Raw genomic sequence first — 22,991 nt, 5'->3', positions numbered from 1 at the left:
CGAGTACATCCAGTACGCGGGTGATGCTCCGCCTTGCGAGGCACCGCACCGGACGCCGCGAGCTTCCCGGCAAACCTTTCCGGTCGCAGCACTAGACGGTTCCGCTCCCGGGTGTCTCCGCCGTGTCCGAAGCGCCGCCGCGGCCGCGTCGTCTGCGTACCGCCCGGGTCAGGGCGGACACCGCCCCTGCCAGGAGCAGCCCGGCCACGACGACGGGTATGCCCGCGAACCACGGGGTGTCCCAGGCGCCGCCCGCGGCACCGGCGTACATCACGCCCGCGACGGTCAGGAAGAATCCCGCGACCAGCTTTCCCGGCTCGAACTCATGACGCAGCACGGGTGACCTCCACCTGTCCCACGCCCACCTGGACGTCGATGTCGAGTGTGCCGGTGTTCCTGCCGCCCGCCTTCGGCGGCAGCGTCACTTCCTTGTGCCTGCCCGGCTTCACGTCCACGTCCTTCCTGTCGTCGCCCGGCAACCGGATGTCGCCCACGCCCACATCGATGCTCATCCGCACGGTCGCGTCCGCCGGGGCGATCACCTTCAGCTGTCCTGCGCCGACATCGGCCTCCGTCGTCACCGTCTGCCCCTCGCCCGGCCGCACCCGGCTCAGGTCCAGGGTGCCCACGCCCGTGCCCACGTCGTAGCCGGGCCGCACGTCACTCGCGGTGGCCGGCGTCCACGACGTGCGTATCCAGTGCGTGGTGATGTTCCTGGGCAGTGCCGCGGCACCGACCAGCAGCGCAGCCGTCACGATCGCCAGGAACACCGAGCCGGCCCCCGTGCGCCCCAGGAAGGCGCTGACCGTGATACCGAGACCGGTGACGACCAGCGCGCAGGCCAGCCCGGTCTGCAGGCTGGTGGCGAGGGGGTGGTGTTCCCAGGTGGCGCCGGTACCCAGGCCCCCGGCCAGCAGCGCCAGCAGGAAGACCCAGCCGCCGATCCAGCGGGGACCGCGAGGCCTGGCGGGCGCGGTGGGCCCGGAACGTATGCCTTCATAGGCGCTCCAGGTGGTGCCGCGGCCGATGTTGACCGCCGCCGCGACATCCCGATCGCGCGCGTCACCGGGGCCCCACAGGTAGCCGGTGCCGCCGACGTGCGTGCCGTCCTTGACGATGGGGTCGCGCCACCACGACGGATAGGAGGCGGCCACGGGCGGGGCCTGGGCCTCCGGAGGGGCGTCGGCGGCGGCCTGCGCCGCCAGCGGATCCGGGTCGGTGGCGTCGCGCTGCCGCGACCAGTACCCGGCGCCTGCGAGAAGAAGGGAGAGGACCGCCGCGAAGGTGAGCACCTGACCGTTCTTCAGCATGGTCAGAAAGGCCCCGCACCCGACCAGTGCGAACAGCACGGCCGCCAGCGCCTGCCCGTCCACGCGGCCGGTCAGGAGCTTGCGGACCTCGTTCTCCCCGTCGTCCTGGTACGGAACGAAGAGCCAGGCGAAACCGTAGAAGATGAGCCCGATCCCGCCGGACGCGGCCAGCACCGCGAGCGTGATCCGGAAGATCACGGGATCCATACCGGTGTGCCGGCCGAGCCCCGCGCACACGCCCGCGATCATCTGGTGCCGCCGGTCCCGGCGGAACCGCCCGGGGGCCTCGGCCGCGGCGGGCGCGGCATCCGTCGGCCCGGTGCCCTGGCCGGGGCGCGGGCCGGTGCCGGGTCCCGGACCCGTCGCGGCGTGGTGGTGATCCGTCATGCGTCCATGGTGACGGCAGGGCCGCCGCGACGGCAGGCGGTACGACCCTGGACGAACCCTGATATCGGCCCTGAGGCGAGGCCCGGGACCTGTTCGACGTCCGGTTTTCCGAAGATCAGGGCTGTCTCGGGGCTGGACCCTGATGCCCCGCTGCTCCGGCCGTGTGACCATCGTTGGCATGCCGGAAGCCGCAGCAGTGCCACTCGACGACCCGCGGCCCCTGCGCAAGCTCTACCGCAGCAGCGACGGCCGCTGGCTCGGTGGTGTGGCGCGGGGCCTCGCCGGGCACCTCGGGCTGCCCGTGATCTGGGTGCGGCTCGTCTTCGCGGGCCTGTTCCTGGCCGACGGCCTCGGCGCGCTGCTGTACGCGGCGTTCTGGTTCTTCGTCCCGCTCGGCGTCGGCGGTGTCGGCGACCAGAAGCCACCGTCCCTGGTCAGCACGGAGACGGCGCCCGACGGCCGCCGCAGACTCGTCACCCGCAGACCGGACCGGGGCCAGATCGTCGCCCTGCTCCTCATGGTCGTCGTGGCCGTGGTCTTCGTCGGCAGCGTCAACCTCGACAGCGCCGCCCAGGCGTATCTCATCCCCGCGGTCCTCGTCGGCGCGGGCGTCGCCCTCGTCTGGCGCCAGGCGGACAACGCCCGCCGGGCCCGCTGGGTGGAGGTCGGCAGACGCCGCCGCACCCTCACGCTCCTGCGCACGGTCGGGGGCGTTCTGCTCGTCACCGCCGGCGTCTCCGGGATGTTCGTGCTGCAGGGCTCCGCCGCCCACCTCGGCTCCGTGCTCCAGGCCGCCCTCGCCGTCCTCGTCGGCATAACCCTGCTCGCCGGCCCCTACCTCGTCCGCATGACCCAGGACCTCTCCGAGGAGCGGCTGATGCGCATCCGCGCGCAGGAGCGCGCCGAGGTCGCCGCGCACGTCCACGACTCCGTGCTGCACACCCTGACCCTGATCCAGCGCAACGCGGAGAACGTGGGCGAGGTGCGCCGCCTGGCCCGCGCCCAGGAACGCGATCTGCGCGCCTGGCTGTACAAGCCCGAGGGCAACGGCAAGGACGAGGCCGACGAACCCGCGACCCTCGCCGAGGCGGTGAAGCGCAACGCCGCGGAGGTGGAGGACAAGCACGGTGTCCCGATCGAGGTCGTCGTGGTCGGCGACTGCCCGCTCGACGAACGGATCGGTGCCCAGATGCAGGCCGCGCGCGAAGCGATGGTGAACGCCGCCAAGTACGGTGGCGAGGGTGGCGCCGTGCAGGTCTACGCGGAAGTCGAGGGCAGGACGGTGTTCGTGTCCGTCCGTGACCGGGGCCCGGGCTTCGACCTGGATTCGATACCCGCCGACCGCATGGGTGTCAGAGAATCGATCATCGGCCGTATGGAGCGCAACGGCGGCACGGCCCGGCTGCGGGCGGTGCCGGACGGCGGCACGGAGGTCGAGCTGGAGATGGAGAGGGCGGAGAACACGTCATGAGCGACGCGACCGAGGCGAACGGCACGGCGGGGGCGGCGGCGAGGGAGCGCCGGGTGCGGGTGGTCCTCGTCGACGACCACCGCATGTTCCGTACGGGCGTCCAGGCCGAGATCGGCCGGACCGAGGAGACCGGCGTCGAGGTCGTCGGCGAGGCCGCCGACGTCGACCAGGCGGTCACGGTGATCACGGCGACCCGGCCCGAGGTGGTCCTCCTCGACGTCCACCTCCCCGGTGGCGGCGGGGTCGAAGTGCTGCGCCGCTGCGCCCCCTTGATGGCCGACACCGAGCGGCCGGTCCGCTTCCTCGCCCTGTCCGTCTCGGACGCGGCGGAGGACGTGATCGGCGTGATCCGCGGCGGCGCCCGCGGATACGTCACCAAGACGATCACCGGCACGGACCTCGTCGACTCCGTCTTCCGGGTCCAGGAGGGCGACGCGGTCTTCTCCCCCCGGCTGGCCGGCTTCGTCCTCGACGCCTTCGCCTCCACCGACGCCCCGCCGGTCGACGAGGACCTCGACCGCCTCACCCAGCGCGAACGGGAGGTCCTGCGCCTCATCGCCCGCGGCTACGCCTACAAGGAGATCGCCAAGCAGCTGTACATCTCCGTCAAGACGGTCGAGTCCCATGTGTCGGCGGTCCTGAGGAAGCTCCAGCTGTCCAACCGGCACGAGCTGACCCGGTGGGCTACGGCACGTCGGCTGGTGTGACGAGGCTCTGACGCCGCTTGCGGAGAGGGTGCCGCGTGTGAGCCTGCGGAGGCTGCCCGAGCCGGGTGTCAGCGTGAACGGAGGAGATGGGTGAGGTTGAGGACCACCAGTCCGGCCCAGGAGATGAGCAGCGCGGTGGTCCCGCCGGGAGCGAAGGACGTCGCGAGGGTGCCGAGGACCAGCGAGAGCAACAGGACCCTGAGCTCCGCCCGTCGGTCCCGGGTCATGGCCCGCTGAAGAGGACCGGGCTCCGCCAGCCGCTCGGCCCACAACTCGTCGAACGACGCGGCGACGCGATCGTCGATCCGGTCCCCGAGCCGTTCGACCAACAAGTCCACGAGGGCTTTCTCGCTGTCGCCTTCCAGGAGCTCGACCGGTTTGCGGTGCTCCGCCGGCGTAGCGGGGTGCTCTGGCATCGTGGTTTCCTCCCGAGCCGTGGGCGGGGGCGTGGCAGCAGCGCAGTTCACCGCCCCGATCCCGCGCCCCATCGGTGCGTGCCTTACCGGGACAAGCCTTCCTGCGGTGCGTGCGCGCGTCGGTAACGCGAAGGTCCGACTTGGGGGTGGTACTGGCTTCACCGTCGATCCGGATGCTCGGTGCATGGCATGTCCGTCACCTGGCGATCTACCGTCGAGCCATGAGGAGTTCCCGGACGCTGCGACGCGCTCTTCTTCGAGCGCGACGGGACACCGTCTTCCTGGCGGCCGGGATTCCGCTGCACCTTGCCCCGGCCTCGCTGTGGGTCTGGGGCGTGACGATCGTCGTGAAGGCGAACGCGTGGGCCGTGGTCCCGATACCGTTCGCGCTGTTCGTCGTCGGCGTTCCGGCGCTCACCGTGCTTCAACGACACCGTTGTCGAGCGTTACTCCGGGTGGACGTCCCCCGGCTGACGCCGACGCCGGAACGACGATGGCCGAGGCGTGCCCTGCGGTGGCTGTCCTCGGCCCAGACCTGGCGGCAGGTCTCTTACCACCTCCTGCTCGGGCCGTTGCTGGCGGCGCTGGAACTGTTGGTGCTCGCGGCGTGGACCGTGGCGGTGTCGGGCGTCACCTCCTGCGGGTGGGTCTGGGCGCTGCCGGGGGACGAGCGCCTGCAGGCGTTCTTCTACACCGTCGCCGGCGTCGTGCTGCTGTGCAGCGCGCCCTGGCTGGCCGGAACGGCGGCCCGGACCGAGACCCGGCTCGCGTCGGCGCTGCTGGGGTCCAGCCGGAACGAGCGGCTTCGGCAGCGTGTCGAGCACCTGGCTGAAAGCCGCACCGACCTGATCGAAGCCGTCGACACCGAGCGCCGCCGCATCGAACGCGACCTCCATGACGGAACCCAGCAGCGCCTGGTCTCCCTCGCGGTCAATCTGGGACTGGCCAGGGCCGCCCTCACCGACCTGCCGGACGATGCCCGTACGGTGATCGACGAGGCACACCGGGAGGCGAAGGAGGCCATCGCCGAACTCAGCGACCTCGTGCGCGGGTTGCACCCCGCGGTCCTCGAAGACCGCGGGCTGGACGCGGCGTTGTCCGGCCTGGCCGCCCGGGTGCCGTTGCCGGTTCGCCTGCGCGTCGACATCGGAGAGCGAGCAGCGCCGGTCGTGGAGTCGGTCGCCTATTTCGTGGTCTCCGAGGCGCTGACCAACGTGACCAAGCACGCCCGTGCCACGCGCGTGGAGGTGACCGTCGAACGGATCGGGAAGGTGCTGCGCGTGAACGTCACCGACGACGGGACCGGCGGCGCCGACGTCTCGGCCGGCAGCGGGCTGGGCGGACTGGCCAAACGCGTCGGCTCCGTCGACGGATCGTTCCGTGTCAGCAGCCCCGCCGGGGGCCCGACCACCATCACCGTGGAGCTGCCGTGCGAGCTGTGATCGCCGAGGACTCGGTGCTTGCCCCCGCTTCACCGGCACCGCGCCCGCCTGGGCCGCGTTCATCGTGTCGTCGGCCGTCACGCCACCCGCGTAGCCCCCGCGAACGGCATCTGGTCGACAGGCGCCAGCCGCACCGGTGCGGACGGGTTCGGGGCGTGGATCATCTGGCCGTTGCCGACGTAGATCCCGACGTGACTGACGCCCGAGTAGAAGAACACCAGGTCGCCAGGGGCGAGTTCGGACCGCGAGACACGGCGGCCCGCGTTGATCTGGGCGTAGGTCGTGCGGGGGAGGGAGATGCCGGCGGAGCGGTAGGCGGCCTGGGCCAGGCCCGAGCAGTCGAAGGCGTTCGGGCCGGTCGCGCCCCATACGTAGGGGCTGCCGAGTTTCTCGTAGGCGTACGCGACGGCCGCCGCGGCCCGTGAGTTGGGAGCCCGGGTGGCCGGGGCGGAGGTGTGCTCGGCCGGGGCCGGCATACGGTCCCGTGGAGACAGCCGGGACAGCAGCCGCCGCGCCTCGTCCAGTTTCGCCGTCACGGTCTTCTTCCGCCGCTTCAGCTCCGCCTGGCTGGACCTGAGGGACGCCAGCTCTCCATGGGCGGTGCCGCGCAGCTGCTCGATCTCCCGGAGCTGCTTCCGTACCCGTGCCACCGCCTGCGACTGCCGGTCACCGGCCCGTTCGGCGATCTCGGCACCCTGGAGGTACTGGTCGGGGTCGTCGGACAGGACCAGTTGCAGTGCCGGGTCGATCCCACCACTGCGGTACTGCGCCGTGGCGATCGAACCGAGCGCCTCGCGGGCCGTGTTCAGCTTCTGCTGCTTGCGGGCGGCCTCGTCCCGCAGCGCGTTCAGCCGCCGCTGGGCCGTGTCGGCCTTCTCCTTCACGCCGTTGTACTGCTCGGTGGCGGCCTCCGCCTGCTGGTACAGCTTGTCCACCCTGGCCCTGACCTGGGCCGGTGTCAGCTGCGGCGCCGCGTGTCCGGTTCCGTCGAAGCCCGTCGCGGTCGCCGCGCCCGCCAGGGCGATGGTGGCCGCCGTCCGGGCGGTGCCACTGCTGAGCGGGTGCCGTCTGGGCTTGCGGTGCGCTGCCACCTGGACCGTTCACGTCCTCTCGTACGACCGCCCGTGGGGGAGCGGTTGACGGTCCGGCGACGACCCGCGCGGGGCCGCCGCCGGACCTTCTCGGCGGTGGTGGCCGACTGCCGCCCCTGGCCCGGGCGGCGGTGGGGAGCCGGTCACCTGGGGGAGGACGCTAAACCGGACTGTGACGGCTCGGTAACGCATTGTGCGTAACTGACCTGACGGGGCCGCCCGGTGTCCGTGGATGACCGGACTCCCGGCGCACAGTCGCCGACTTGGGGCAGCGCGCTGACCGATGCGGCGGTTTCCGGGGCGGACCGGAGCCGTGGGGTGATATGAGGCGCATTTGTGCGGACCGTTAGGCTCCGGCCCCATGGACGTACTCATCCACCTCTTCATCGGCCTGCACATCATCGGCATCGCCGCGCTCCTCGGCGGCTTCCTGACCCAGATGAAGGCGATGGGCCGGGGCGAGGCCCGCTTCGTCCCCGGCATGCTGCACGGCGCCCTCACCATGCTGGTCACCGGTGTGATCCTGGTCGGGCTCAACCAGGCCGACGGCCATCACGTCGACAACATCAAGATCGGCGTGAAGCTGGCCCTGCTGATCGTGATCCTCGGGCTCGTCTACGTGAAACGGGACGAGGAGCGGGTGGACAAGCGCGTCTTCGGCCTGGTGGGCCTGCTCACCATGACGAACATCTTCATCGCCGTGCTGTGGACGTGATCGCGCCGACGACGGTCGCGAGCCACGCGGCCACCGAGATCCACACCAGCACCACCCCCGGGCCGCGCAGCCACGGGATCCCCAGGGCGGCGCCGACGGACAGCGCGGCGGTCGCCGTCATCCCCATCGGGAACACCGTCGACCAGCGGCGCACGTCGTAGCCCGGCCGCGGCCGGGCCGCCTCCGCGAGCAGCAGGACGGCGTAACAGGTCAGGTCCAGCACGAGCAGTGCGACGGTCACGGTACGCAGGACGTCCCGGTCGTCGCCGCTCCACAGATACAGGTGCGGGCCGTCGGCGGCGATCAGCCGCGCCCCGGCCAGCGCCGAGATGGCGAGCGCGCCGCCCGCGATCCACTGGTCCCCGGCGCCCTCGACCACCTGCCGCGGATCGAACCGGGCCAGGGCCGGCGCGTAGAACAGCAGTCCCAGCCAGAAGAGCACCAGCGCCGTGTGCGCGAGCCACGCCGTCGACGTCGCCTCGGCCAGCACGGCCGCCGCCACGGCGAGCGCCTGGGTGGCCACGCAGCCCATGAACGCCGTCCCCGGCATGCGCCGCCCCCAGTGCCGTAGGGCAGGGGCGAGCAGTACGGGCCAGAGCACGGCCGCCTGCGCGAGCAGCGCCTCGGCAAGGGCGTGCCGGCCGAGCAGGGAGAACCGGGTCCCCAGCACCGCGGTGCCGGCGACGGCGGTGAGCGCGCCCGGCGTCTCCGCCTCCGCCGCCCACCGCTCCCGCTCGAACACCAGTCGGGCGGTGAAGGCTGCCGCGAACCCCAGCCAGGCGGCACACGCCACCCCGAGGGCGATCCGCGACAGCACCGCGTGGCCCGCGAGCAGCAACCCCACCGACACGATCCCGGTCGCCATCACGGCGGCACCGCCCGCCGGTGAACGCCGGGCCCACCAGACGCGCAGGGGTGAGGAGGAGCCGGGCATGGGCCCGATGCCAGGGGCCCGGTGGCTCAGGCCGGTCGCACCACGCTGTGAATGATCGATTCGCCGCCGTAGTAGATCGACTCCTCGCGGACGTAGGCGCCGGGCTTGGGGGCGTGGATCATCATGCCGTTGCCGACGTAGATGCCGACGTGGCTGATGTCGTCGTAGAAGAAGACCAGATCACCGGGCCGGGCGTCGACGAGGGGGACCGTCGTGCCGGCGTCGACCTGGTCGTAGGTGGTGCGCGGCAGGCTGACGCCGGCGGCCCTCCAGGCGGCCTGGGTCAGACCGGAGCAGTCGTAGGAGCCGGGGCCGGTGGCGCCCCACACGTAGGGCTTGCCTATCTGGGCGCGGGCGAAGTCGATCGCCTTCGCGGCCTTGGTGGCGTACGAGGACGACGCATCCGTGGACGTCGAAGGGGATGCGGAAGGAGGGGCGGAGGGAGAGGTGGAGGGGGACGCGCCGGTGCCGGTGTCCTGGTCGGCCGCCCGCTCGGCCGCCTGCTGCTGCGCGAGCTCCGCCGCCTTGCGCGCGGCCTCCTCCCGCTGCCGCTTCTCGATCGCCGCGAGCCGGGCCTTCTCCTGGGCCGTCAGTGTGGAGAGCAGTTCGCGCGCGGTGGCGAGCTTCTTCTGGACGGTGGCCTTGGCGGTGTGCAGCTCGTTCTGCGACTCGGTCAGCGTCTCGAGGCTCGCGGTGGCCTCCTGCCGCTTCCTCATGGTCGCGGACTGCTCGGTGACGTAGTCGTCGACCGCGCCCTTTTCCCGGGAGGTCAGCCGGCTCATCAGCTGGGTCTGGTCGAAGTAGTCCTGCGGGGTGTCCGCGAGCAGGAAGGTGGCGGTGTCGGGGGCGGCGGCCCCGGTCCGGTACTGGGCCGCGGCGAACGAGCCCAGCTTCTCGCGCGCCTTGTTGAGTTTCTCCGTGCGCTTGGCGACCTCGTCGAGCAGGGAGTCGACGCGTCTGCGCTGCTTCCCGGTGTTCTCCTTGGCCGCGTTGTACTTGTCGGTCGCCGACTCCGCCTGGCGGTAGAGGGAGTCGACCTTCTTCTCGACCTCCTCCAGGCTCGGTCTGCCGTCGGCGGAGGGGGCGGCTTCGGCAGGCTGGGAGAGCAGGGCGACCGAGGTGAGGGCGGCGGTGGCGAGGGCGGGCTTGCGGATGCCCGCGACTCCCGTACCCGAGGGACGCTTGCGGTGCGACGCCAACGGAGGCGACTCCTTCCAGTGTTCCGCCTACCGGGTTAGCTGTCGGGTTCGGGCGGGTGGTTCGGAAGGGTTGCCCTACGGTCCTCGTCCTTGAGGGAGAACGGACCGATTCACCCCAGGTCTCGGTGTGGGTCCCCGGCTCCGGCTGGCGTGGGGGCGCGCGCCGGACTCGACGGAGGCCGCGCGGCCCGGCGACGTTCGCCGGTGGGGGTCGTGCGGCCTGCCAGGCACGGTAGCCAACTCGTGTGGCTCATGTGAAGGTTGATGCACGTTATGCCCGATAGATCTTATGATTTACGTAAGGTTTTTCGTCGAGGTGACGGTGCCGCTCCGGACCGTGAGCAACGGGAGGGCCGGTCATCTTTCCGGGGCGGCGGCCGGTTGTCGGTGGGGCGCCCTAGACTCGGAGAGCGATGAGCAGCCTCTTTGACGACAGCTTCCTGGCGGACCTCCAGGCCCCTCGCGGGCACGAGGAGGAGCCTCCGCCGCCGCCCGAGGACGATCACGCTCCGGAACCGGTTCCGGACGATCTGTTCGGTGGGAAGTTCGACGTGCCGCCGGACCGGGACTCCTACTACCGGGACGGCGCCCACCGGCCGGCCGTCGACGCGGCCGCGCTCCTGGAGGGGCTGAACGAGAACCAGCGCGCCGCCGTCGTCCACTCCGGCTCCCCGCTGCTCATCGTGGCAGGCGCCGGTTCCGGCAAGACCCGTGTGCTCACCCACCGCATCGCCCACCTGCTCGGCGAACGGGGCGTCCACCCGGGCCAGATCCTGGCGATCACCTTCACCAACAAGGCCGCCGGCGAGATGAAGGAGCGCGTCGAGCAGCTCGTCGGCCCGCGCGCCAACGCCATGTGGGTGATGACCTTCCACAGCGCATGCGTGCGCATCCTGCGCCGGGAGAGCAAGAAGCTCGGCTTCACGTCGTCGTTCTCGATCTACGACGCCGCCGACTCCAAGCGTCTGATGGCCCTGGTCTGCCGTGACCTGGACCTGGACCCGAAGCGCTTCCCGCCGAAGTCCTTCAGCGCCAAGATCTCCAACCTCAAGAACGAGCTGATCGACGAGGAGGACTTCGCCGCCCAGGCCACCGACGGCTTCGAGAAGACCCTCGCCCAGGCCTACGCCCTCTACCAGTCGCGGCTGCGCGAGGCCAACGCCCTCGACTTCGACGACCTGATCATGACGACGGTCAACCTGCTCCGCGCCTTCCCGGACGTCGCCGAGCACTACCGCCGCCGCTTCCGCCACGTCCTCGTCGACGAGTACCAGGACACCAACCACGCCCAGTACGCCCTCGTCCGCGAGCTCGTCGGCACCGCCGAGCACCCGGTGGACGTACCGCCCGGCCCGGACGACCTCCAGCCCGCCGAGCTGTGCGTGGTGGGTGACGCCGACCAGTCCATCTACGCCTTCCGCGGCGCGACCATCCGCAACATCCTCCAGTTCGAGGAGGACTACCCGGACGCGACGACGATCCTGCTGGAGCAGAACTACCGCTCCACCCAGACGATCCTCTCCGCGGCCAACGCCGTCATCGAGCGCAACGAGTCCCGCCGCCCCAAGAACCTGTGGACCAACGCCGGTACCGGCGCCCGCATCACGGGGTACGTGGCCGACACCGAGCACGACGAGGCGCAGTTCGTCGCCGACGAGATAGACCGCCTCACGGACGCCGGCGAGGCCAAGGCGGGCGACGTCGCCGTCTTCTACCGCACCAACGCCCAGTCCCGTGTCTTCGAAGAGGTCTTCATCCGCGTCGGCCTGCCCTACAAGGTGGTCGGCGGGGTCCGCTTCTACGAGCGCAAGGAGGTCCGGGACGTCCTGGCCTACCTGCGGGTCCTGGCCAACCCGGAGGACTCGGTGCCCCTGCGCCGCATCCTCAACGTGCCCAAGCGCGGCATCGGCGAGCGTGCCGAGGCGATGATCGACGCCCTCTCCCAGCGGGAGAAGATCAGCTTCCCGCAGGCGCTGAAGCGGGTCGATGAGGCGTACGGCATGGCGGCGCGGTCGACGAACGCCGTCAAGCGGTTCAACGTGCTGCTGGAGGAACTCCGTACGATCGTCGAGTCCGGCGCGGGCCCGGCGACCGTCCTGGAAGCCGTCCTCGAACGCACCGGCTACCTGGCCGAGTTGCAGGCCTCCACCGACCCGCAGGACGAGACCCGCATCGAGAACCTCCAGGAACTCGCGGCCGTGGCGCTCGAATTCGAGCAGGAACGCGGTGAGGGCGAGTCGGTGGGGCTGTCCGACTTCCTGGAGCAGGTCGCCCTGGTCGCCGACTCCGACCAGATCCCGGACGAGGAGGACGGCGACGGCGTCATCACGCTGATGACCCTGCACACCGCCAAGGGCCTGGAGTTCCCGGTGGTGTTCCTGACCGGCATGGAGGACGGCGTCTTCCCGCACATGCGCGCCCTCGGCCAGACCAAGGAGCTGGAGGAGGAGCGGCGCCTGGCGTACGTCGGCATCACGCGTGCACGGGAGCGGCTGTACCTGACCCGCTCGGCGATGCGCAGCGCGTGGGGCCAGCCGTCGTACAACCCGCCCTCCCGCTTCCTGGAGGAGATCCCGCCCGCCCACGTGGACTGGAAGCGGAAGGGAGCGCCGGCCCCGGTGTCCTCCGGGCCGGTGTCCGGCGTGGCGGCCTCTTTGTCGTCGTCCCGCTCGCGCTCCTCGGCGGCGGGCGCCTCCGGCTTCGCCACGCGCCGGACCTCGGAGAAGCCGGTGGTGGCCCTGTCCGTCGGGGACCGGGTGACGCACGACCAGTTCGGGCTCGGCACGGTCGTGGCGGTGAAGGGCACGGGTGCCAACGCGGAGGCGACGATCGACTTCGGAGACACCAAGCCGAAGCGGCTGCTGCTGCGCTACGCGCCGGTGGAGAAGCTGTAGCCGGTGGGCGAGCCGTAGCGGTGGGCGAGCCGTAGCCGGCGCCGGGGTTCCCGGGGCCCGGCCCCCGGGAACCTAGGTCGGGTCCAGCCCGTGGCTGCGCAGCCACGGCAGGGGGTCTATGGGCGCTCCGCCGGCCGGCCGGACCTCGAAGTGCAGATGCGGGCCGGTGGAGTTGCCGGAGTTCCCGGAGTACGCGATCGGCTGCCCGGCTTTGACGGTCGTTCCGGAGGGAACCTGGTACCTGGAGAGGTGGCAGTACCAGGTCTGCGTGCCGTCCTTCGCCGTGAGGATCAGCATGTTGCCGTAGGCACTGTTCCACTTCGTCGTCACGGTGCCGTCGGTCGCCGCCATCACCGTCGTGCCGTACGAGACGGGGAAGTCGATGCCGGTGTGCACCGACATCCAGTTCACGCCCGCCTGGCCGAAATAGGCGCTGAGCCCTTTCTGCGTGACCGGGAGGACGTACTTGGGGCGCAGCCGCTCCTTGCGGGCCGCCTCGGCGACCGCCTTCTTCTTCTCGGCTTCCTGCTGCGCCTTGAGGTCGATGCGTTCCTGCGTCCGGCTGGCCCGGTCGGCGAAGTCGTCGGCGCCCGCGGAGAGGGTCCTGAGCTGGCTGTCCAGCTTGCTGTTGGCGACGGACGGTTTCACCGCATGGGCGTCCGAAGCGGTGGCCGTGGTGTCCTTGCTCCCGTCGTCGGTCAGGCTGCCGACGGATGCGGCGGCGATCCCCGCCACGCCCATCACGCACACCGAGGGCACGGCGACGGTCAGCAGCGCGGAGCGCTTGGGGGGACTCTTGCGGCGGGAACGGGCCGCGCTGCGGGAACCCGGCCGGGACGCGGCCGGGGTGATCTCTTCCTGGCCGTCGAGCAGCGGGGCGACGGTGGGCAGTTCACCGGTACCGGACGGATCGCCGTCCTCGGCGACGGGCTCCTCGGCGGCCTCCTGGTAAGGGAGCTGCTCGAAGGTGGCGGTCGCCTGCTGGTCGAAGGGCTGGTCGAAGGGCTCGGGCTGCTGCTCGGGCTCGGTGGCCGCGGCGGTACCGTCGGAGTTCCACTGCGTGGCGTCGTACGCGCCGGTGTCGAAGGCCTGTGTGCCCCACTCCCACTGCTGGGTGGGGTCGGCGCCGCCCGCGGACTGGTCGGGCTGGAGCCAGGCGTTGGCGTCCCACTGCCCGCTGACGTCGGGGGACGTGGCCTGGTGCGGGATGCCGGCCGGCTGCTGGTGGCCGGTGGTCCAGGCGGTGGTGTCGTAGGCGCCGGAGTCGTAGGTGGCGTGGTGCCCGCCGGCGTACGGGTCGTAGTGCCCGCTCTGGTGGCCGCCGGTCGCCCACTGCGTGGTGTCGTAGGCGCCGGTGGTGTGGTCCTGGCCCGGGAGGTTACCGAAGAGCGGGTCGGACTCGAAGGTGGCGGTGGCGTGGCCGCCGGTCTCACCGGTGGCGCCGTACGCGTCGTACGTGGTGAAGTCGCCGTACTGGGCTTCCTGGCCGCCGTGGGTCGCGTAGTGCGCCGAGGCGGCGTCGGAAGCCGGAGCCGGGGTGGTCATCGCCCCCGACGGGTGACGGTCGTTCACCAACTTCTCTTTCGCCTCGACAACAGGGGCTGGCAGAGCAGTGCGGCGACTGTACCCGGCGGTACGCGGGCGCGACAATCTTCGGCCGGTTTCAGGCTCGCAGGAAACGGGCATTCGGCCGTGTTTCGGCGGACGATGGACGCGGGTTTGGCTTTGTGTTCGAAGAATGTTCGACGTTGAATGGCTTTCCCGAGGGCAAACGGACCGTCCGGAAGGGCGAACAGACCATCCGGACGGCCGTCGCATCGCCCCGGCACCCTGGGGCGGGACGGGATTCAGGAAGCGACCGTGAGTCCGTTCCGGTGTTTCGCGGCCCCCGCCACCGGCTGCTCGCTGTCGAGGGCCTGCCGTATCCCGGCCGCCACGGCCGGGTGCACCGGCAGGGCGAGATGCCCGATCCCGGTCACCGGCACGTTCACGGCCATCAGGTCGGGATGATCGATGCGGGCGGTCTCCAGCGGGTCCATCAAGGAGTCGAGGTCGCTCCAGAAGCTGACGAAATACGTGCGGCAGCCGGGTGCCGGACGGGTGAGCTCCTCGATCAGCTCCGAGTCCGGGCGCATCTGGCGCACTATCGGGTGCGCGTTCGCCAGCGGAACGACCCGGGTGCCACCGTGCGGGCTGCCCAGCGTCACCAGCGTACGGACGCGGTGGTCACCGCCGAGCCGCTGCACGTAGTAGCGCGCGATCAGCCCGCCGAGGCTGTGGCCCACCACGTCGACCCGGGAGCTGCCGGTCCGTTCGCAGACCTCCTCTATGTGCCGGCCCAGCAGCTCCGCCGCGACACGGATGTCCCGGGTCAGCGGCGAGTAGTTGAGCGACAGGACCCGCTGCCTGCCGTGCTGGAGGAGACTGCGGCGCAGCAGCACGAAGACCGAGCGGTTGTCGACGAAGCCGTGCAGCAGGACGACCGGGGGCCGTTCCTGCACGGGCAGCTTGGCGCCACCGCCCTGCGGGGGCACGACCGGGGAGCGGCGCTCCTGGATCATGCCGGTCGGGTACAGCAGGAGGTGGCCCGCGAGGATCGCGGCCTCCAGGGCGGTCGCCTTCAGGAGCGCCAGGGACAGCCCCGCGACTCTGTCCGGCACGAAACGGCGACAGAGCGGAAGTACGGGGTCCAGTGCCTCGGTGACCTTCATGGCCGGCCTCCTGCCGGCACGCCGGAGGACGGCTCCGCCCCCCGTGTGCCCTCATGGGATGCCGCGGGGAACGTGGCCGACGGCGTGAGAGGGGCCGACGTGGGACGCGTGAGGCGTGCGGCGCCCGCGGCGTCCTGCCTCACGTGCCCGACGTGTCCTTCCTGACGCCGTGGACCACGCCGCGGCTCCCGAACGTGTCCCACCGTGTGATTTCCCCCTCGGTCCGTGTCGTGAAACTGTCGGTTGCGGGATGCTGTGGATAACGTTCGTTCACTTCTCGCTTCATGGAGGCAGCGATGGGTGTGGCAGCCGGTCCGATCCGCGTGGTGGTGGCCAAGCCGGGGCTCGACGGCCACGACCGCGGCGCCAAGGTGATCGCGCGGGCCCTGCGCGACGCCGGCATGGAGGTCATCTACACGGGCCTCCACCAGACGCCGGAACAGATCGTGGACACCGCGATCCAGGAGGACGCCGACGCGATCGGCCTGTCCATCCTCTCCGGGGCCCACAACACCCTCTTCGCGGCGGTCATCGACCTCCTCAAGGAGCGCGAGGCCGAGGACATCCTGGTCTTCGGCGGCGGCATCATCCCCGAGGCGGACATCGCGCCCCTGAAGGAGAAGGGCGTCGCGGAGATCTTCACGCCCGGGGCGACCACCGCCTCGATCGTGGAGTGGGTACGGGAGAACGCGCGTCAGCCCGCGGAGGCGTAGCGCAGCTCGTCCGCCATGGCCGCGCGCAGCCGCAACGTCGTGACGAGCCGCTGGAACGCCTCCGCCCAGTACCCCGCCGCCCCCGGCGACGCGTCCTCCGGCTCGTCCGGCACCGCCAGCAGTCCGTCGAGCCGCGAGGCCTCCGCCGGATCCAGGCACCGCTCGGCCAGGCCCATCACGCCACTGAAGCTCCATGGATAACTCCCCGCGTCCCGCGCGATCTCCAGGGCGTCCACCACGGACCGCCCGAGCGGCGCGGCCCACGGCACCGCGCACACCCCGAGCAGCTGGAACGCCTCGGACAGCCCGTGCGTCGCGATGAACCCGGCCACCCAGGCGGCCCGCTCCTCCGCGTCCAGCGTGCCCAGCAGCTTGGCCCGTTCGGCCAGGGAGACCGCTCCCGGGCCGCCCGCCTCCGGCGCCGACGGCGGGCCGAGCAGAGCGCGGGACCACTCGGCGTCCCGCTGCCGGACCGCCGCGCGGCACCAGGCCGCATGCAGTTCGCCCTGCCAGTCGTCCGCGACCGGCAGAGCCACGATCTCCTGGGGCGTGCGCCCGCCGAGCCGTGCCTGCCAGACGTCGAGCGGTGCCGCCTCCACCAACTGACCCAGCCACCATGATCGCTCTCCTCTACCCGTAGGAGGTCTGGACACGACACCGTCTCGTTCCATACTCGTGTCGCACTCAAGTGGCGCTTCGACCACGACCGTTGCCACGTCCCGTGTGTGATCGACGGCCACACACGCCCCGGCCCGCACCGCCATCCGCGCGGCGAGCGCGGAGCCGGGCAGTGCCGACAGCAACTCCGCGGCCGTCGCCCGGACGTTGCGGCTGCGGTCGCCCAGGGCCTGTTCCAGGAAGGGCTCGTCCTCCGCGGCGAGTCCCGTGCGCAACGAGTCGAGGAACATCAGCCGGTCCTCCGCACGCTCAGTGGCCCAGGTGGCCGACAGCAGCTCGCGCGCGACCGCGGGCCTGTGCGCCCGTACCGCCGTGAGCAGCGCGACCCGCTCGGCGAACAGCCCCTCCTCCCACAGCCGTCCCACCGCGCCGGCGTCGTCGAGGTCCGGCAGGGCCGCGCCGCCGCCGGGTGCCGCGCGCAGCGCGAACCTCCAGTCCGGGTTGAGCCGGGCCAGCCACAGCGCCCGCGATCCTCCGAACGTCAGCACCGCCGGGCGCAGGTCCGTACGCCCCCGGGCCGCGTCCAGCAGCGCGGGCAGCGCCTGCGGGGGCGGGGCGTACCCGTGTGCGTTCGCCGCCGCGAGCCACTGGGGCAGCAGCTCCATGAGGTCGGGCGAGGTGCCCCGGCGGCCGCCCCCGCCGGTGCCGGGGCGGTCGGCCAGCAGCATCGCCAGCCGGCGGACCGCCGGCGCGGGCAGCGCCGGGCGCGGGTCCTCGGGAGCGGGTTCCGGCCGCCGGGCCGCCGTGGCCGCACGCAGTCCGGCCCGCCGCCGCAACGTCTCCACGGCCGCCGCGTCCAGCAGCGCCACCGGGGCCTCCCGTCCCGGCCCGCCGCCGGCCGGCGGGCGCCGGTCGGTACCGAGCAGGGCCGTCGTGACGAGCTGCTCCCAGGCGCCGGCGGAGGACGCGTCCACCGCAGCGGGGGTGCCGTTCATGACGTGCCTCTCGATCGGTGGTCGGTGCGGTGAGGTGATCGGCGTCCCCGGGTGCCGGGGAGGCTCGTTCGCGGACTGGTTGAACGGTGGCCCATATCGGATGTCCCCCGAGTCGTGCTGTATGCGCGCTTTCGTGCGGTCAGCACAGCGCCACCGCCTCCCCGGCTCCCGCGGGCCAGGCCGCCAGCGGAGTGAAACCCCGGTGCCCGCACTCGCCGAAGACCTTGACGGGGGCGCCGCCGGACAACGCGACCAGGCGCCACAGCCCAGGGCGGGAGCAGGCGGTGGGAGTGAGCGGCAGGGCCGAGTCGGTGTCGGCGTCCGCCAGTTGCCAGGAGTCGCCGGCCGGGGCCGGGACGACCCGGTCCAGCGTGACGGGGACCGCGTCCAGCCAGGGATCGTCCCGCAGCGCCTCGCCGTACCGGGCGGCCGCCTCGGCCGTCGCGAGACCCGGCGGCCGGACAGCCGCGGGCGCGGGCGGGGCGAACCGCTCGCCCAGGGCCGCCCGCAGTTGCCCGGCGCCGGGGTACGCGGACACCTCGGCGTCCAGGACCAGCCCGACCGGCAGCGCCAACTCGGGGGCCCGGCCGGCCGCCCCGTACGACAGCAGCAGAGCCGTACGGCCGGACTCGGCGCCGTACAGCCATATCCGGCGCGTGGTCAGCTTCGCGTCGGACGTGTCGTACTGGGCGAGGACGAGCCAGCGGTCGCGCACCGGCGGGCCGTCCGCCGAGGCCGGCAGGCCGACCCGAGAACGGACCGTCGCCGCGAGGGCGTCCGGGAGCCGCTCGCGGCGCAGCCAGCCCTGATCGAGGAGGTGCAGCAGCGCGCACTCCTCCAGCAGCCGCACCGGCCACCCCGGCCCGGACGCCGGTATCGCCCCCAACTCCCGCACCCGGGCCGCCAGGCCGGGCGCCTGGGCGTCGACCATGCGGGCCGCCGTCTCCTCCCACAGTCCGTACCCCGCCTGCTCCGCCGTGGCGAGGCCGCCGCGCAGCAGGTCCGCCAGCCGCTGCTCCAGCTCCGTCGCGCCCGCGGTGACCCGCTCGGCCCGGCGCTCCGCCCGGCGCCGGGCGGCCTCCGGGTCGGCGGCACCAGTACCGGAACTTCCACCGCCGGCCGTCCGTCCGGCCGCCGAGCGTTCACGCCTGCCCGAGATCCACTGCTCCGCCCAGTCCGGCGCCCGGTCGGCGGCCGGCACCGCACCGTCCCCGCCGGCCCACAGCAGCAGCAGGCCGAGCGCGTGCTTGCACGGGAACTTGCGGCTCGGGCAAGTGCACTTGTACGCCGGCCCCGCAGCGTCCGCGGTGTTCGCGATGTCGACGACCGTCTGATACGGCCTGCTGCCGCTTCCCTTGCACAGCCCCCACACCGTCCCCTCGTCGGTACTGCCCGTCCCGGACCACGGCCCCGCCGCGCCGAGTTTGCTCCCCGCTTTGCGTGATGCGGCGTCAGGCGCCAGTGCCAGCACCTGCTCCGTGGTCCAGCGCACCCCCTGCTCAGTCATGCCACCGACGGTAGGTCCCGCCACTGACAATCGGCCCGGAGAACGCGTCTGTGCAGGTCAGGGCGATTGTCAGTGGCGTGGTGCAGGGTTGGTGGCAGATCCGAACCGGCCGAGCTGGAGGGGGCCTCAGCCATGTCTGTGTCCGTGGAACCGACGTCCGTGCAGACGGACGGGAAGCAGCCGTCCGACGCGTTGCGACCGCACGCCGAGGACGCCTTCGCCGCCGAACTCGCCGCGCTGGCCGCGCAGGACGACCGGCCGCGCCCGGCCCGCTGGAAGCTGTCGCCGTGGGCGGTCGCCACGTACCTGCTCGGCGGCACACTGCCGGACGGCACCGTGATCACACCGAAGTACGTGGGCCCGCGCCGCATCGTCGAGGTCGCCGTCACCACGCTCGCCACCGACCGGGCGCTGCTGCTGCTCGGCGTGCCCGGAACCGCGAAGACCTGGGTGTCCGAGCACCTGGCCGCCGCCGTCAGCGGCGACTCCACCCTCCTGGTGCAGGGCACGGCGGGCACCCCGGAGGAGGCCATCCGCTACGGCTGGAACTACGCGCAGCTGCTCGCCCACGGCCCCAGCCGGGACGCCCTGGTGCCCAGCCCGGTCATGCGGGCCATGGCCGAGGGCATGACGGCCCGCGTCGAGGAACTGACCCGTATCCCGGCCGACGTGCAGGACACCCTGATCACGATCCTGTCGGAGAAGACGCTGCCGATACCGGAGCTGGGGCAGGAGGTGCAGGCGGTCCGCGGGTTCAACCTCATCGCCACGGCGAACGACCGCGACCGCGGGGTCAACGAGCTGTCCAGCGCCCTGCGCCGCCGATTCAACACCGTGGTGCTGCCGCTGCCGGAGAGCGCCGAAGCCGAGGTCGACATCGTCTCGCGCCGTGTCGACCAGATCGGACGCTCCCTGGACCTGCCGGCCGTACCCGACGGCATCGACGAGATCCACCGTGTCGTGACCGTCTTCCGCGAGCTGCGCGACGGGATCACCGCCGACGGCCGTACGAAGCTGAAGTCGCCCAGCGGCACGCTGTCCACGGCCGAGGCCATCTCGGTCGTCACGAACGGTCTCGCGCTGGCCGCGCACTTCGGGGACGGCGTGCTGCGTCCGGCCGACGTGGCCGCGGGCATCCTCGGCGCCGTCGTCCGCGACCCCGCGGCCGACCGCGTCATCTGGCAGGAGTACCTGGAGACGGTCGTCCGTGAGCGGGACGGCTGGAAGGACTTCTACCGGGCCTGCCGGGAGGTGAGCGCGTGAACGACACCCGATGGCCGAGGGCGTCGGCCGCCGGGCCGCTGCTGCTCGGCGTGCGGCACCACGGGCCGGGCTCGGCGCGTGCGGTGCGGGCCGCGCTGGCGGCCGCCCGGCCGGGGGTGGTGCTGATCGAGGGGCCGCCCGAGGCCGACGCGCTGATCCCGCTGGCCGCCGACGACGGTATGCGGCCGCCGGTCGCGCTCCTCGCCCACGCCGTGGACGAGCCCGGACGCTCCGCCTTCTGGCCGCTGGCCGAGTTCTCACCGGAGTGGGTGGCGATCCGCTGGGCCCTGGAACACGGGGTCCCGGCCCGCTTCGTCGACCTGCCCGCCGCGCACACGCTGGCGTGGGGGAGAAAAGAAGAAGGAGACGAAGGAGGGGAAGGAGAGGTAGGAGAGGCGAAGGCGCCCGGACAGGACCGCGGGACGGGCGACGACGTCCGGCTCGACCCCCTCGCCGTACTCGCCGGGGCCGGTGGTTACGACGACCCCGAGCGCTGGTGGGAGGACGTCGTCGAACACCGGGGAGTGGGGGACCGGGACCCGTTCGCGCCGTTCACCGCCCTGGAGGAGGCCATGGGGGCGCTGCGCGAGCGGTACGGCACCGGCGGGCACACCCGGGACCTCGTGCGGGAGGCCTACATGAGGCTCCAGGTCCGGGCGGCCCAGCGGGAGTTCACGGACGGGGTGGCCGTGGTGTGCGGGGCGTGGCACGTGCCCGCGCTCCGGGAGAGGACCGCCGTCGCCGCGGACCGGGCGCTGCTGAAGGGGCTGCCCAAGGTCAAGGTGGACATGACCTGGGTGCCGTGGACGAACCGCAGACTGGCGCGGGCCGGCGGGTACGGCGCGGGCATCGACTCGCCGGGCTGGTACGGGCACCTGTTCACCGCGCCGGACCGGCCCGTGGAGCGGTGGCTGACCAAGGTCGCGGGGCTGTTGCGCGAGGAGGACCGGATCGTCTCCTCGGCCCATGTCATCGAGGCCGTGCGGTTGGCCGAGACGCTCGCCGCGATGCGCGGCCGACCGCTGGCGGGCCTGAGCGAGACCACCGACGCGGTGCGCGCGGTGATGTGCGAGGGCTCGGACGTGCCCCTCGCGCTGGTGCACGACCGGCTGGTGGTCGGGGACGTCCTGGGCGAGGTGCCGGAGGACGCGCCCGCGGTGCCGTTGCAGCGCGACCTGGCCCGGGAGCAGCGCCGGCTGCGGCTCAGACCAGAGGCGCTGGAGCGGGAGCTGGAGCTCGACCTGAGGAAGGAGACCGACGCCGGGCGCAGCCGGCTGCTGCACCGGCTGCGGCTGCTCGGTGTCGACTGGGGTGAGCCGACGACCTCTCGTGGCGGTACGGGCACGTTCCGGGAGACGTGGCGGCTGCGCTGGGAGCCGGAGCTGTCCGTGCGGGTCGCCGAAGCCGGGGTGTGGGGCACGACCGTCGTCGCCGCCGCGACCGGCAGGGCCGAGGCGGACGCCCTGGCCGCCCGGTCGCTCGCCGAGGTCACCGCGCTCGCGGAGCACTGCCTGCTCGCCGAACTGCCGGACGCGTTGCCGGTGGTGATGCGCGTGCTCGCCGACCGGGCCGCGCTGGACACCGACGTGGGCCACTTGGCGCAGGCCCTGCCCGCCCTGGTCCGCTCCCTGCGCTACGGAGACGTACGCGGCACCGGCACCCAGGGCCTCGCCGAGGTCGCCGCGGGCCTCGCCGAGCGGGTCTTCGTCGGCCTGCCCCCGGCCTGCGCCGCGCTGGACGCCGACGCGGCCGACGAGATGCGCGGCCATGTGGACGCCGTGCACGGGGCGGTGGGGCTGCTCGCGGAGGCGGCCGTCCCCGGGCACGGTGATCTGCGTCCGCGGTGGCGCGCGGTGCTGCGGACCCTGTCCGCGCGGGACGCCGTGCCGGGGGTCGTACGGGGGCGTGCCGTGCGGATCCTGCTGGACGACGGGGAGCTGGGGCAGGACGCGGCGGCCCGGCTGATGGGGCTGGTGCTGTCGCCGGGGACGCCGCCCGTCGACGCCGCGGCGTGGATCGAGGGCTTCGTCGGCGGCGGGGGCGGGATGCTGCTGGTGCACGACGAGCGGCTGCTCGGGTTGGTCGACTCGTGGCTGACCGGGGTGCCGGCGGAGGCGTTCACGGATGTACTGCCGCTGCTGCGGCGCACGTTCTCGGCATACGAGGCGGGGGTGCGCAGAACCCTCGGGGAACTGGTGCGGCGCGGGCCGGGGGAGCGGACAGGCGCGGCGAGCACCGGTTCCGGCACACCCGGCTTCGGGGCCGGTCTCGACCCGGCGCGCGCGGACGCCGTGCTGCCGGTGCTGCGGCTGCTCCTGGGACTGGACGGAGCGGGCGCGCTCGCCGACGACAACGACCTGGTGGGGGTGGGCACATGACGACCGAGCCGGTGTACCCGCGTACGGATGACGACGCGGCCGGGGAGCGGCTGAGGCGCTGGCGGCTGGTCCTCGGAGGAGACGCGGCGGACGGCACCGGATGCGCCCTGTCCGGGCGGGACGCGGCGATGGACGGCGCGCTGACCGCGCTGTACGGCAAGGGAGACCGGCCGCGGACGGGCCGGGACCGGGCGGCCGGGCTCGGGGCTTCCGCGCCGTCCGTGGCGCGCTGGCTCGGGG

Annotated in this window: 18 protein-coding genes, 1 pseudogene and 1 riboswitch; of the genes and pseudogenes, 9 read left to right on the top strand and 10 right to left on the bottom strand. The window is 72.6% G+C overall.

What is annotated here, in order from left to right; translation table 11 throughout:
* Positions 1-91: 91 nt before the first annotated feature.
* Both ACWC21_RS31705 and ACWC21_RS31700 read right to left on the bottom strand, forming a co-directional pair.
* Complete coding sequence (locus ACWC21_RS31705; RefSeq protein WP_450886779.1) at positions 92-337, bottom strand: hypothetical protein; 246 nt, start codon at positions 335-337, stop codon at positions 92-94.
* Positions 324-1,697: a PspC domain-containing protein gene (locus tag ACWC21_RS31700; protein ID WP_450886777.1), complete on the bottom strand. Its 1,374-nt coding sequence runs from the start codon at positions 1,695-1,697 to the stop codon at positions 324-326. The genes ACWC21_RS31705 and ACWC21_RS31700 overlap by 14 nt, the downstream gene beginning before the upstream one ends.
* 178 nt (positions 1,698-1,875) lie before the next feature.
* On the opposite strand from ACWC21_RS31700, the gene ACWC21_RS31695 reads away from it, so the two are divergent.
* Positions 1,876-3,168 carry an ATP-binding protein gene (locus ACWC21_RS31695; RefSeq protein ID WP_450886776.1) on the top strand — a complete coding sequence of 431 codons (1,293 nt, stop codon included), beginning with the start codon at positions 1,876-1,878 and terminating at the stop codon, positions 3,166-3,168.
* On the top strand, positions 3,165-3,875 hold the full coding sequence (locus ACWC21_RS31690; RefSeq protein WP_450886774.1) for a LuxR C-terminal-related transcriptional regulator: 711 nt from the start codon (positions 3,165-3,167) through the stop codon (positions 3,873-3,875). The genes ACWC21_RS31695 and ACWC21_RS31690 overlap by 4 nt, the downstream gene beginning before the upstream one ends.
* 68 nt (positions 3,876-3,943) lie before the next feature.
* On the opposite strand, the gene ACWC21_RS31685 is transcribed toward ACWC21_RS31690, so the two are convergent.
* The gene (locus tag ACWC21_RS31685; protein ID WP_450886773.1) at positions 3,944-4,291 is read right to left on the bottom strand and encodes a hypothetical protein; all 348 of its coding nucleotides are present in this window, start codon (positions 4,289-4,291) and stop codon (positions 3,944-3,946) included.
* A 221-nt stretch (positions 4,292-4,512) separates the two neighbouring features.
* Between ACWC21_RS31685 and ACWC21_RS31680 the strand changes: the two genes are divergently transcribed.
* Entirely contained in the window at positions 4,513-5,733 is a 1,221-nt protein-coding gene (locus ACWC21_RS31680) for a sensor histidine kinase (protein WP_450886771.1), read from the top strand.
* A gap of 77 nt (positions 5,734-5,810) precedes the next feature.
* Here ACWC21_RS31680 and ACWC21_RS31675 read toward each other — a convergent pair whose 3' ends face one another.
* Positions 5,811-6,824, bottom strand: coding sequence for an NlpC/P60 family protein (locus tag ACWC21_RS31675; RefSeq protein ID WP_450886769.1), 1,014 nt, complete (start codon positions 6,822-6,824; stop codon positions 5,811-5,813).
* 361 nt (positions 6,825-7,185) lie between these two features.
* Here ACWC21_RS31675 and ACWC21_RS31670 point away from each other — a divergent pair, with 361 nt between their 5' ends.
* Positions 7,186-7,539, top strand: coding sequence for a hypothetical protein (locus ACWC21_RS31670; RefSeq protein ID WP_450886767.1), 354 nt, complete (start codon positions 7,186-7,188; stop codon positions 7,537-7,539).
* Here ACWC21_RS31670 and ACWC21_RS31665 read toward each other — a convergent pair.
* Entirely contained in the window at positions 7,517-8,473 is a 957-nt protein-coding gene (locus tag ACWC21_RS31665; RefSeq protein ID WP_450886765.1) for a tellurite resistance/C4-dicarboxylate transporter family protein, read from the bottom strand. The genes ACWC21_RS31670 and ACWC21_RS31665 overlap by 23 nt on opposite strands.
* A gap of 26 nt (positions 8,474-8,499) precedes the next feature.
* Complete coding sequence (locus ACWC21_RS31660) at positions 8,500-9,672, bottom strand: NlpC/P60 family protein (protein WP_450886763.1); 1,173 nt, start codon at positions 9,670-9,672, stop codon at positions 8,500-8,502.
* Positions 9,673-9,680: 8 nt separating this feature from the next.
* Positions 9,681-9,833, bottom strand: a riboswitch (cyclic di-AMP (ydaO/yuaA leader).
* Positions 9,834-10,085: 252 nt separating this feature from the next.
* Between ACWC21_RS31660 and pcrA the strand changes: the two genes are divergently transcribed.
* Positions 10,086-12,566, top strand: a complete 2,481-nt coding sequence (gene pcrA, locus ACWC21_RS31655; protein ID WP_450886761.1) for a DNA helicase PcrA — start codon at positions 10,086-10,088, stop codon at positions 12,564-12,566.
* A 72-nt stretch (positions 12,567-12,638) separates the two neighbouring features.
* On the opposite strand, the gene ACWC21_RS31650 is transcribed toward pcrA, so the two are convergent.
* Complete coding sequence (locus ACWC21_RS31650) at positions 12,639-14,138, bottom strand: peptidoglycan DD-metalloendopeptidase family protein (protein WP_450886759.1); 1,500 nt, start codon at positions 14,136-14,138, stop codon at positions 12,639-12,641.
* A 275-nt stretch (positions 14,139-14,413) separates the two neighbouring features.
* Positions 14,414-15,277 (bottom strand): esterase/lipase family protein, encoded by an 864-nt coding sequence (locus ACWC21_RS31645; protein ID WP_450886757.1) that lies wholly within the window; start codon positions 15,275-15,277, stop codon positions 14,414-14,416.
* Positions 15,278-15,573: 296 nt separating this feature from the next.
* On the opposite strand from ACWC21_RS31645, the gene ACWC21_RS31640 reads away from it, so the two are divergent.
* Positions 15,574-15,990 carry a cobalamin B12-binding domain-containing protein gene (locus ACWC21_RS31640; RefSeq protein ID WP_388791718.1) on the top strand — a complete coding sequence of 139 codons (417 nt, stop codon included), beginning with the start codon at positions 15,574-15,576 and terminating at the stop codon, positions 15,988-15,990.
* On the opposite strand, the gene ACWC21_RS31635 is transcribed toward ACWC21_RS31640, so the two are convergent.
* Positions 15,972-17,603 (bottom strand): DUF5691 domain-containing protein, encoded by a 1,632-nt coding sequence (locus ACWC21_RS31635; RefSeq protein WP_450886755.1) that lies wholly within the window; start codon positions 17,601-17,603, stop codon positions 15,972-15,974. The two genes, ACWC21_RS31640 and ACWC21_RS31635, sit on opposite strands and share 19 nt — an antisense overlap.
* A gap of 139 nt (positions 17,604-17,742) precedes the next feature.
* Positions 17,743-19,110, bottom strand: a complete 1,368-nt coding sequence (locus ACWC21_RS31630) for an SWIM zinc finger family protein (RefSeq protein WP_450886753.1) — start codon at positions 19,108-19,110, stop codon at positions 17,743-17,745.
* A gap of 132 nt (positions 19,111-19,242) precedes the next feature.
* Here ACWC21_RS31630 and ACWC21_RS31625 point away from each other — a divergent pair, with 132 nt between their 5' ends.
* From ACWC21_RS31625 to ACWC21_RS31615, 3 genes and pseudogenes are all read left to right on the top strand, one after another.
* Positions 19,243-20,373 carry an ATP-binding protein gene (locus tag ACWC21_RS31625; protein WP_450886751.1) on the top strand — a complete coding sequence of 377 codons (1,131 nt, stop codon included), beginning with the start codon at positions 19,243-19,245 and terminating at the stop codon, positions 20,371-20,373.
* Positions 20,370-22,751: a DUF5682 family protein gene (locus tag ACWC21_RS31620; protein WP_450886749.1), complete on the top strand. Its 2,382-nt coding sequence runs from the start codon at positions 20,370-20,372 to the stop codon at positions 22,749-22,751. The genes ACWC21_RS31625 and ACWC21_RS31620 overlap by 4 nt, the downstream gene beginning before the upstream one ends.
* Positions 22,748-22,991 (top strand): annotated as a pseudogene (locus ACWC21_RS31615) (hypothetical protein); the annotation flags it as partial. The gene ACWC21_RS31620 and the pseudogene ACWC21_RS31615, both read left to right, overlap by 4 nt.

The sequence above is a fragment of the Streptomyces sp. NPDC001348 genome (genome assembly GCF_053597535.1).
Note: the sequence above shows the minus strand (reverse complement) of the source record. Positions and strands in the feature narration are given on the sequence as shown.

Bases quoted from the DNA above. Each gene is read 5' to 3' on its own strand.
- pcrA (WP_450886761.1), top strand. From the start codon at position 10,086: ATGAGCAGCCTCTTTGACGACAGCTTCCTGGCGGACCTCCAGGCCCCT.
- ACWC21_RS31695 (WP_450886776.1), top strand. From the start codon at position 1,876: ATGCCGGAAGCCGCAGCAGTGCCACTCGACGACCCGCGGCCCCTGCGC.
- ACWC21_RS31645 (WP_450886757.1), bottom strand. From the start codon at position 15,277: ATGAAGGTCACCGAGGCACTGGACCCCGTACTTCCGCTCTGTCGCCGT.
- ACWC21_RS31635 (WP_450886755.1), bottom strand. From the start codon at position 17,603: ATGAACGGCACCCCCGCTGCGGTGGACGCGTCCTCCGCCGGCGCCTGG.
- ACWC21_RS31665 (WP_450886765.1), bottom strand. From the start codon at position 8,473: ATGCCCGGCTCCTCCTCACCCCTGCGCGTCTGGTGGGCCCGGCGTTCA.
- ACWC21_RS31700 (WP_450886777.1), bottom strand. From the start codon at position 1,697: ATGACGGATCACCACCACGCCGCGACGGGTCCGGGACCCGGCACCGGC.
- ACWC21_RS31690 (WP_450886774.1), top strand. From the start codon at position 3,165: ATGAGCGACGCGACCGAGGCGAACGGCACGGCGGGGGCGGCGGCGAGG.
- ACWC21_RS31670 (WP_450886767.1), top strand. From the start codon at position 7,186: ATGGACGTACTCATCCACCTCTTCATCGGCCTGCACATCATCGGCATC.
- ACWC21_RS31625 (WP_450886751.1), top strand. From the start codon at position 19,243: ATGTCTGTGTCCGTGGAACCGACGTCCGTGCAGACGGACGGGAAGCAG.
- ACWC21_RS31630 (WP_450886753.1), bottom strand. From the start codon at position 19,110: ATGACTGAGCAGGGGGTGCGCTGGACCACGGAGCAGGTGCTGGCACTG.
- ACWC21_RS31680 (WP_450886771.1), top strand. From the start codon at position 4,513: ATGAGGAGTTCCCGGACGCTGCGACGCGCTCTTCTTCGAGCGCGACGG.
- ACWC21_RS31685 (WP_450886773.1), bottom strand. From the start codon at position 4,291: ATGCCAGAGCACCCCGCTACGCCGGCGGAGCACCGCAAACCGGTCGAG.
- ACWC21_RS31640 (WP_388791718.1), top strand. From the start codon at position 15,574: ATGGGTGTGGCAGCCGGTCCGATCCGCGTGGTGGTGGCCAAGCCGGGG.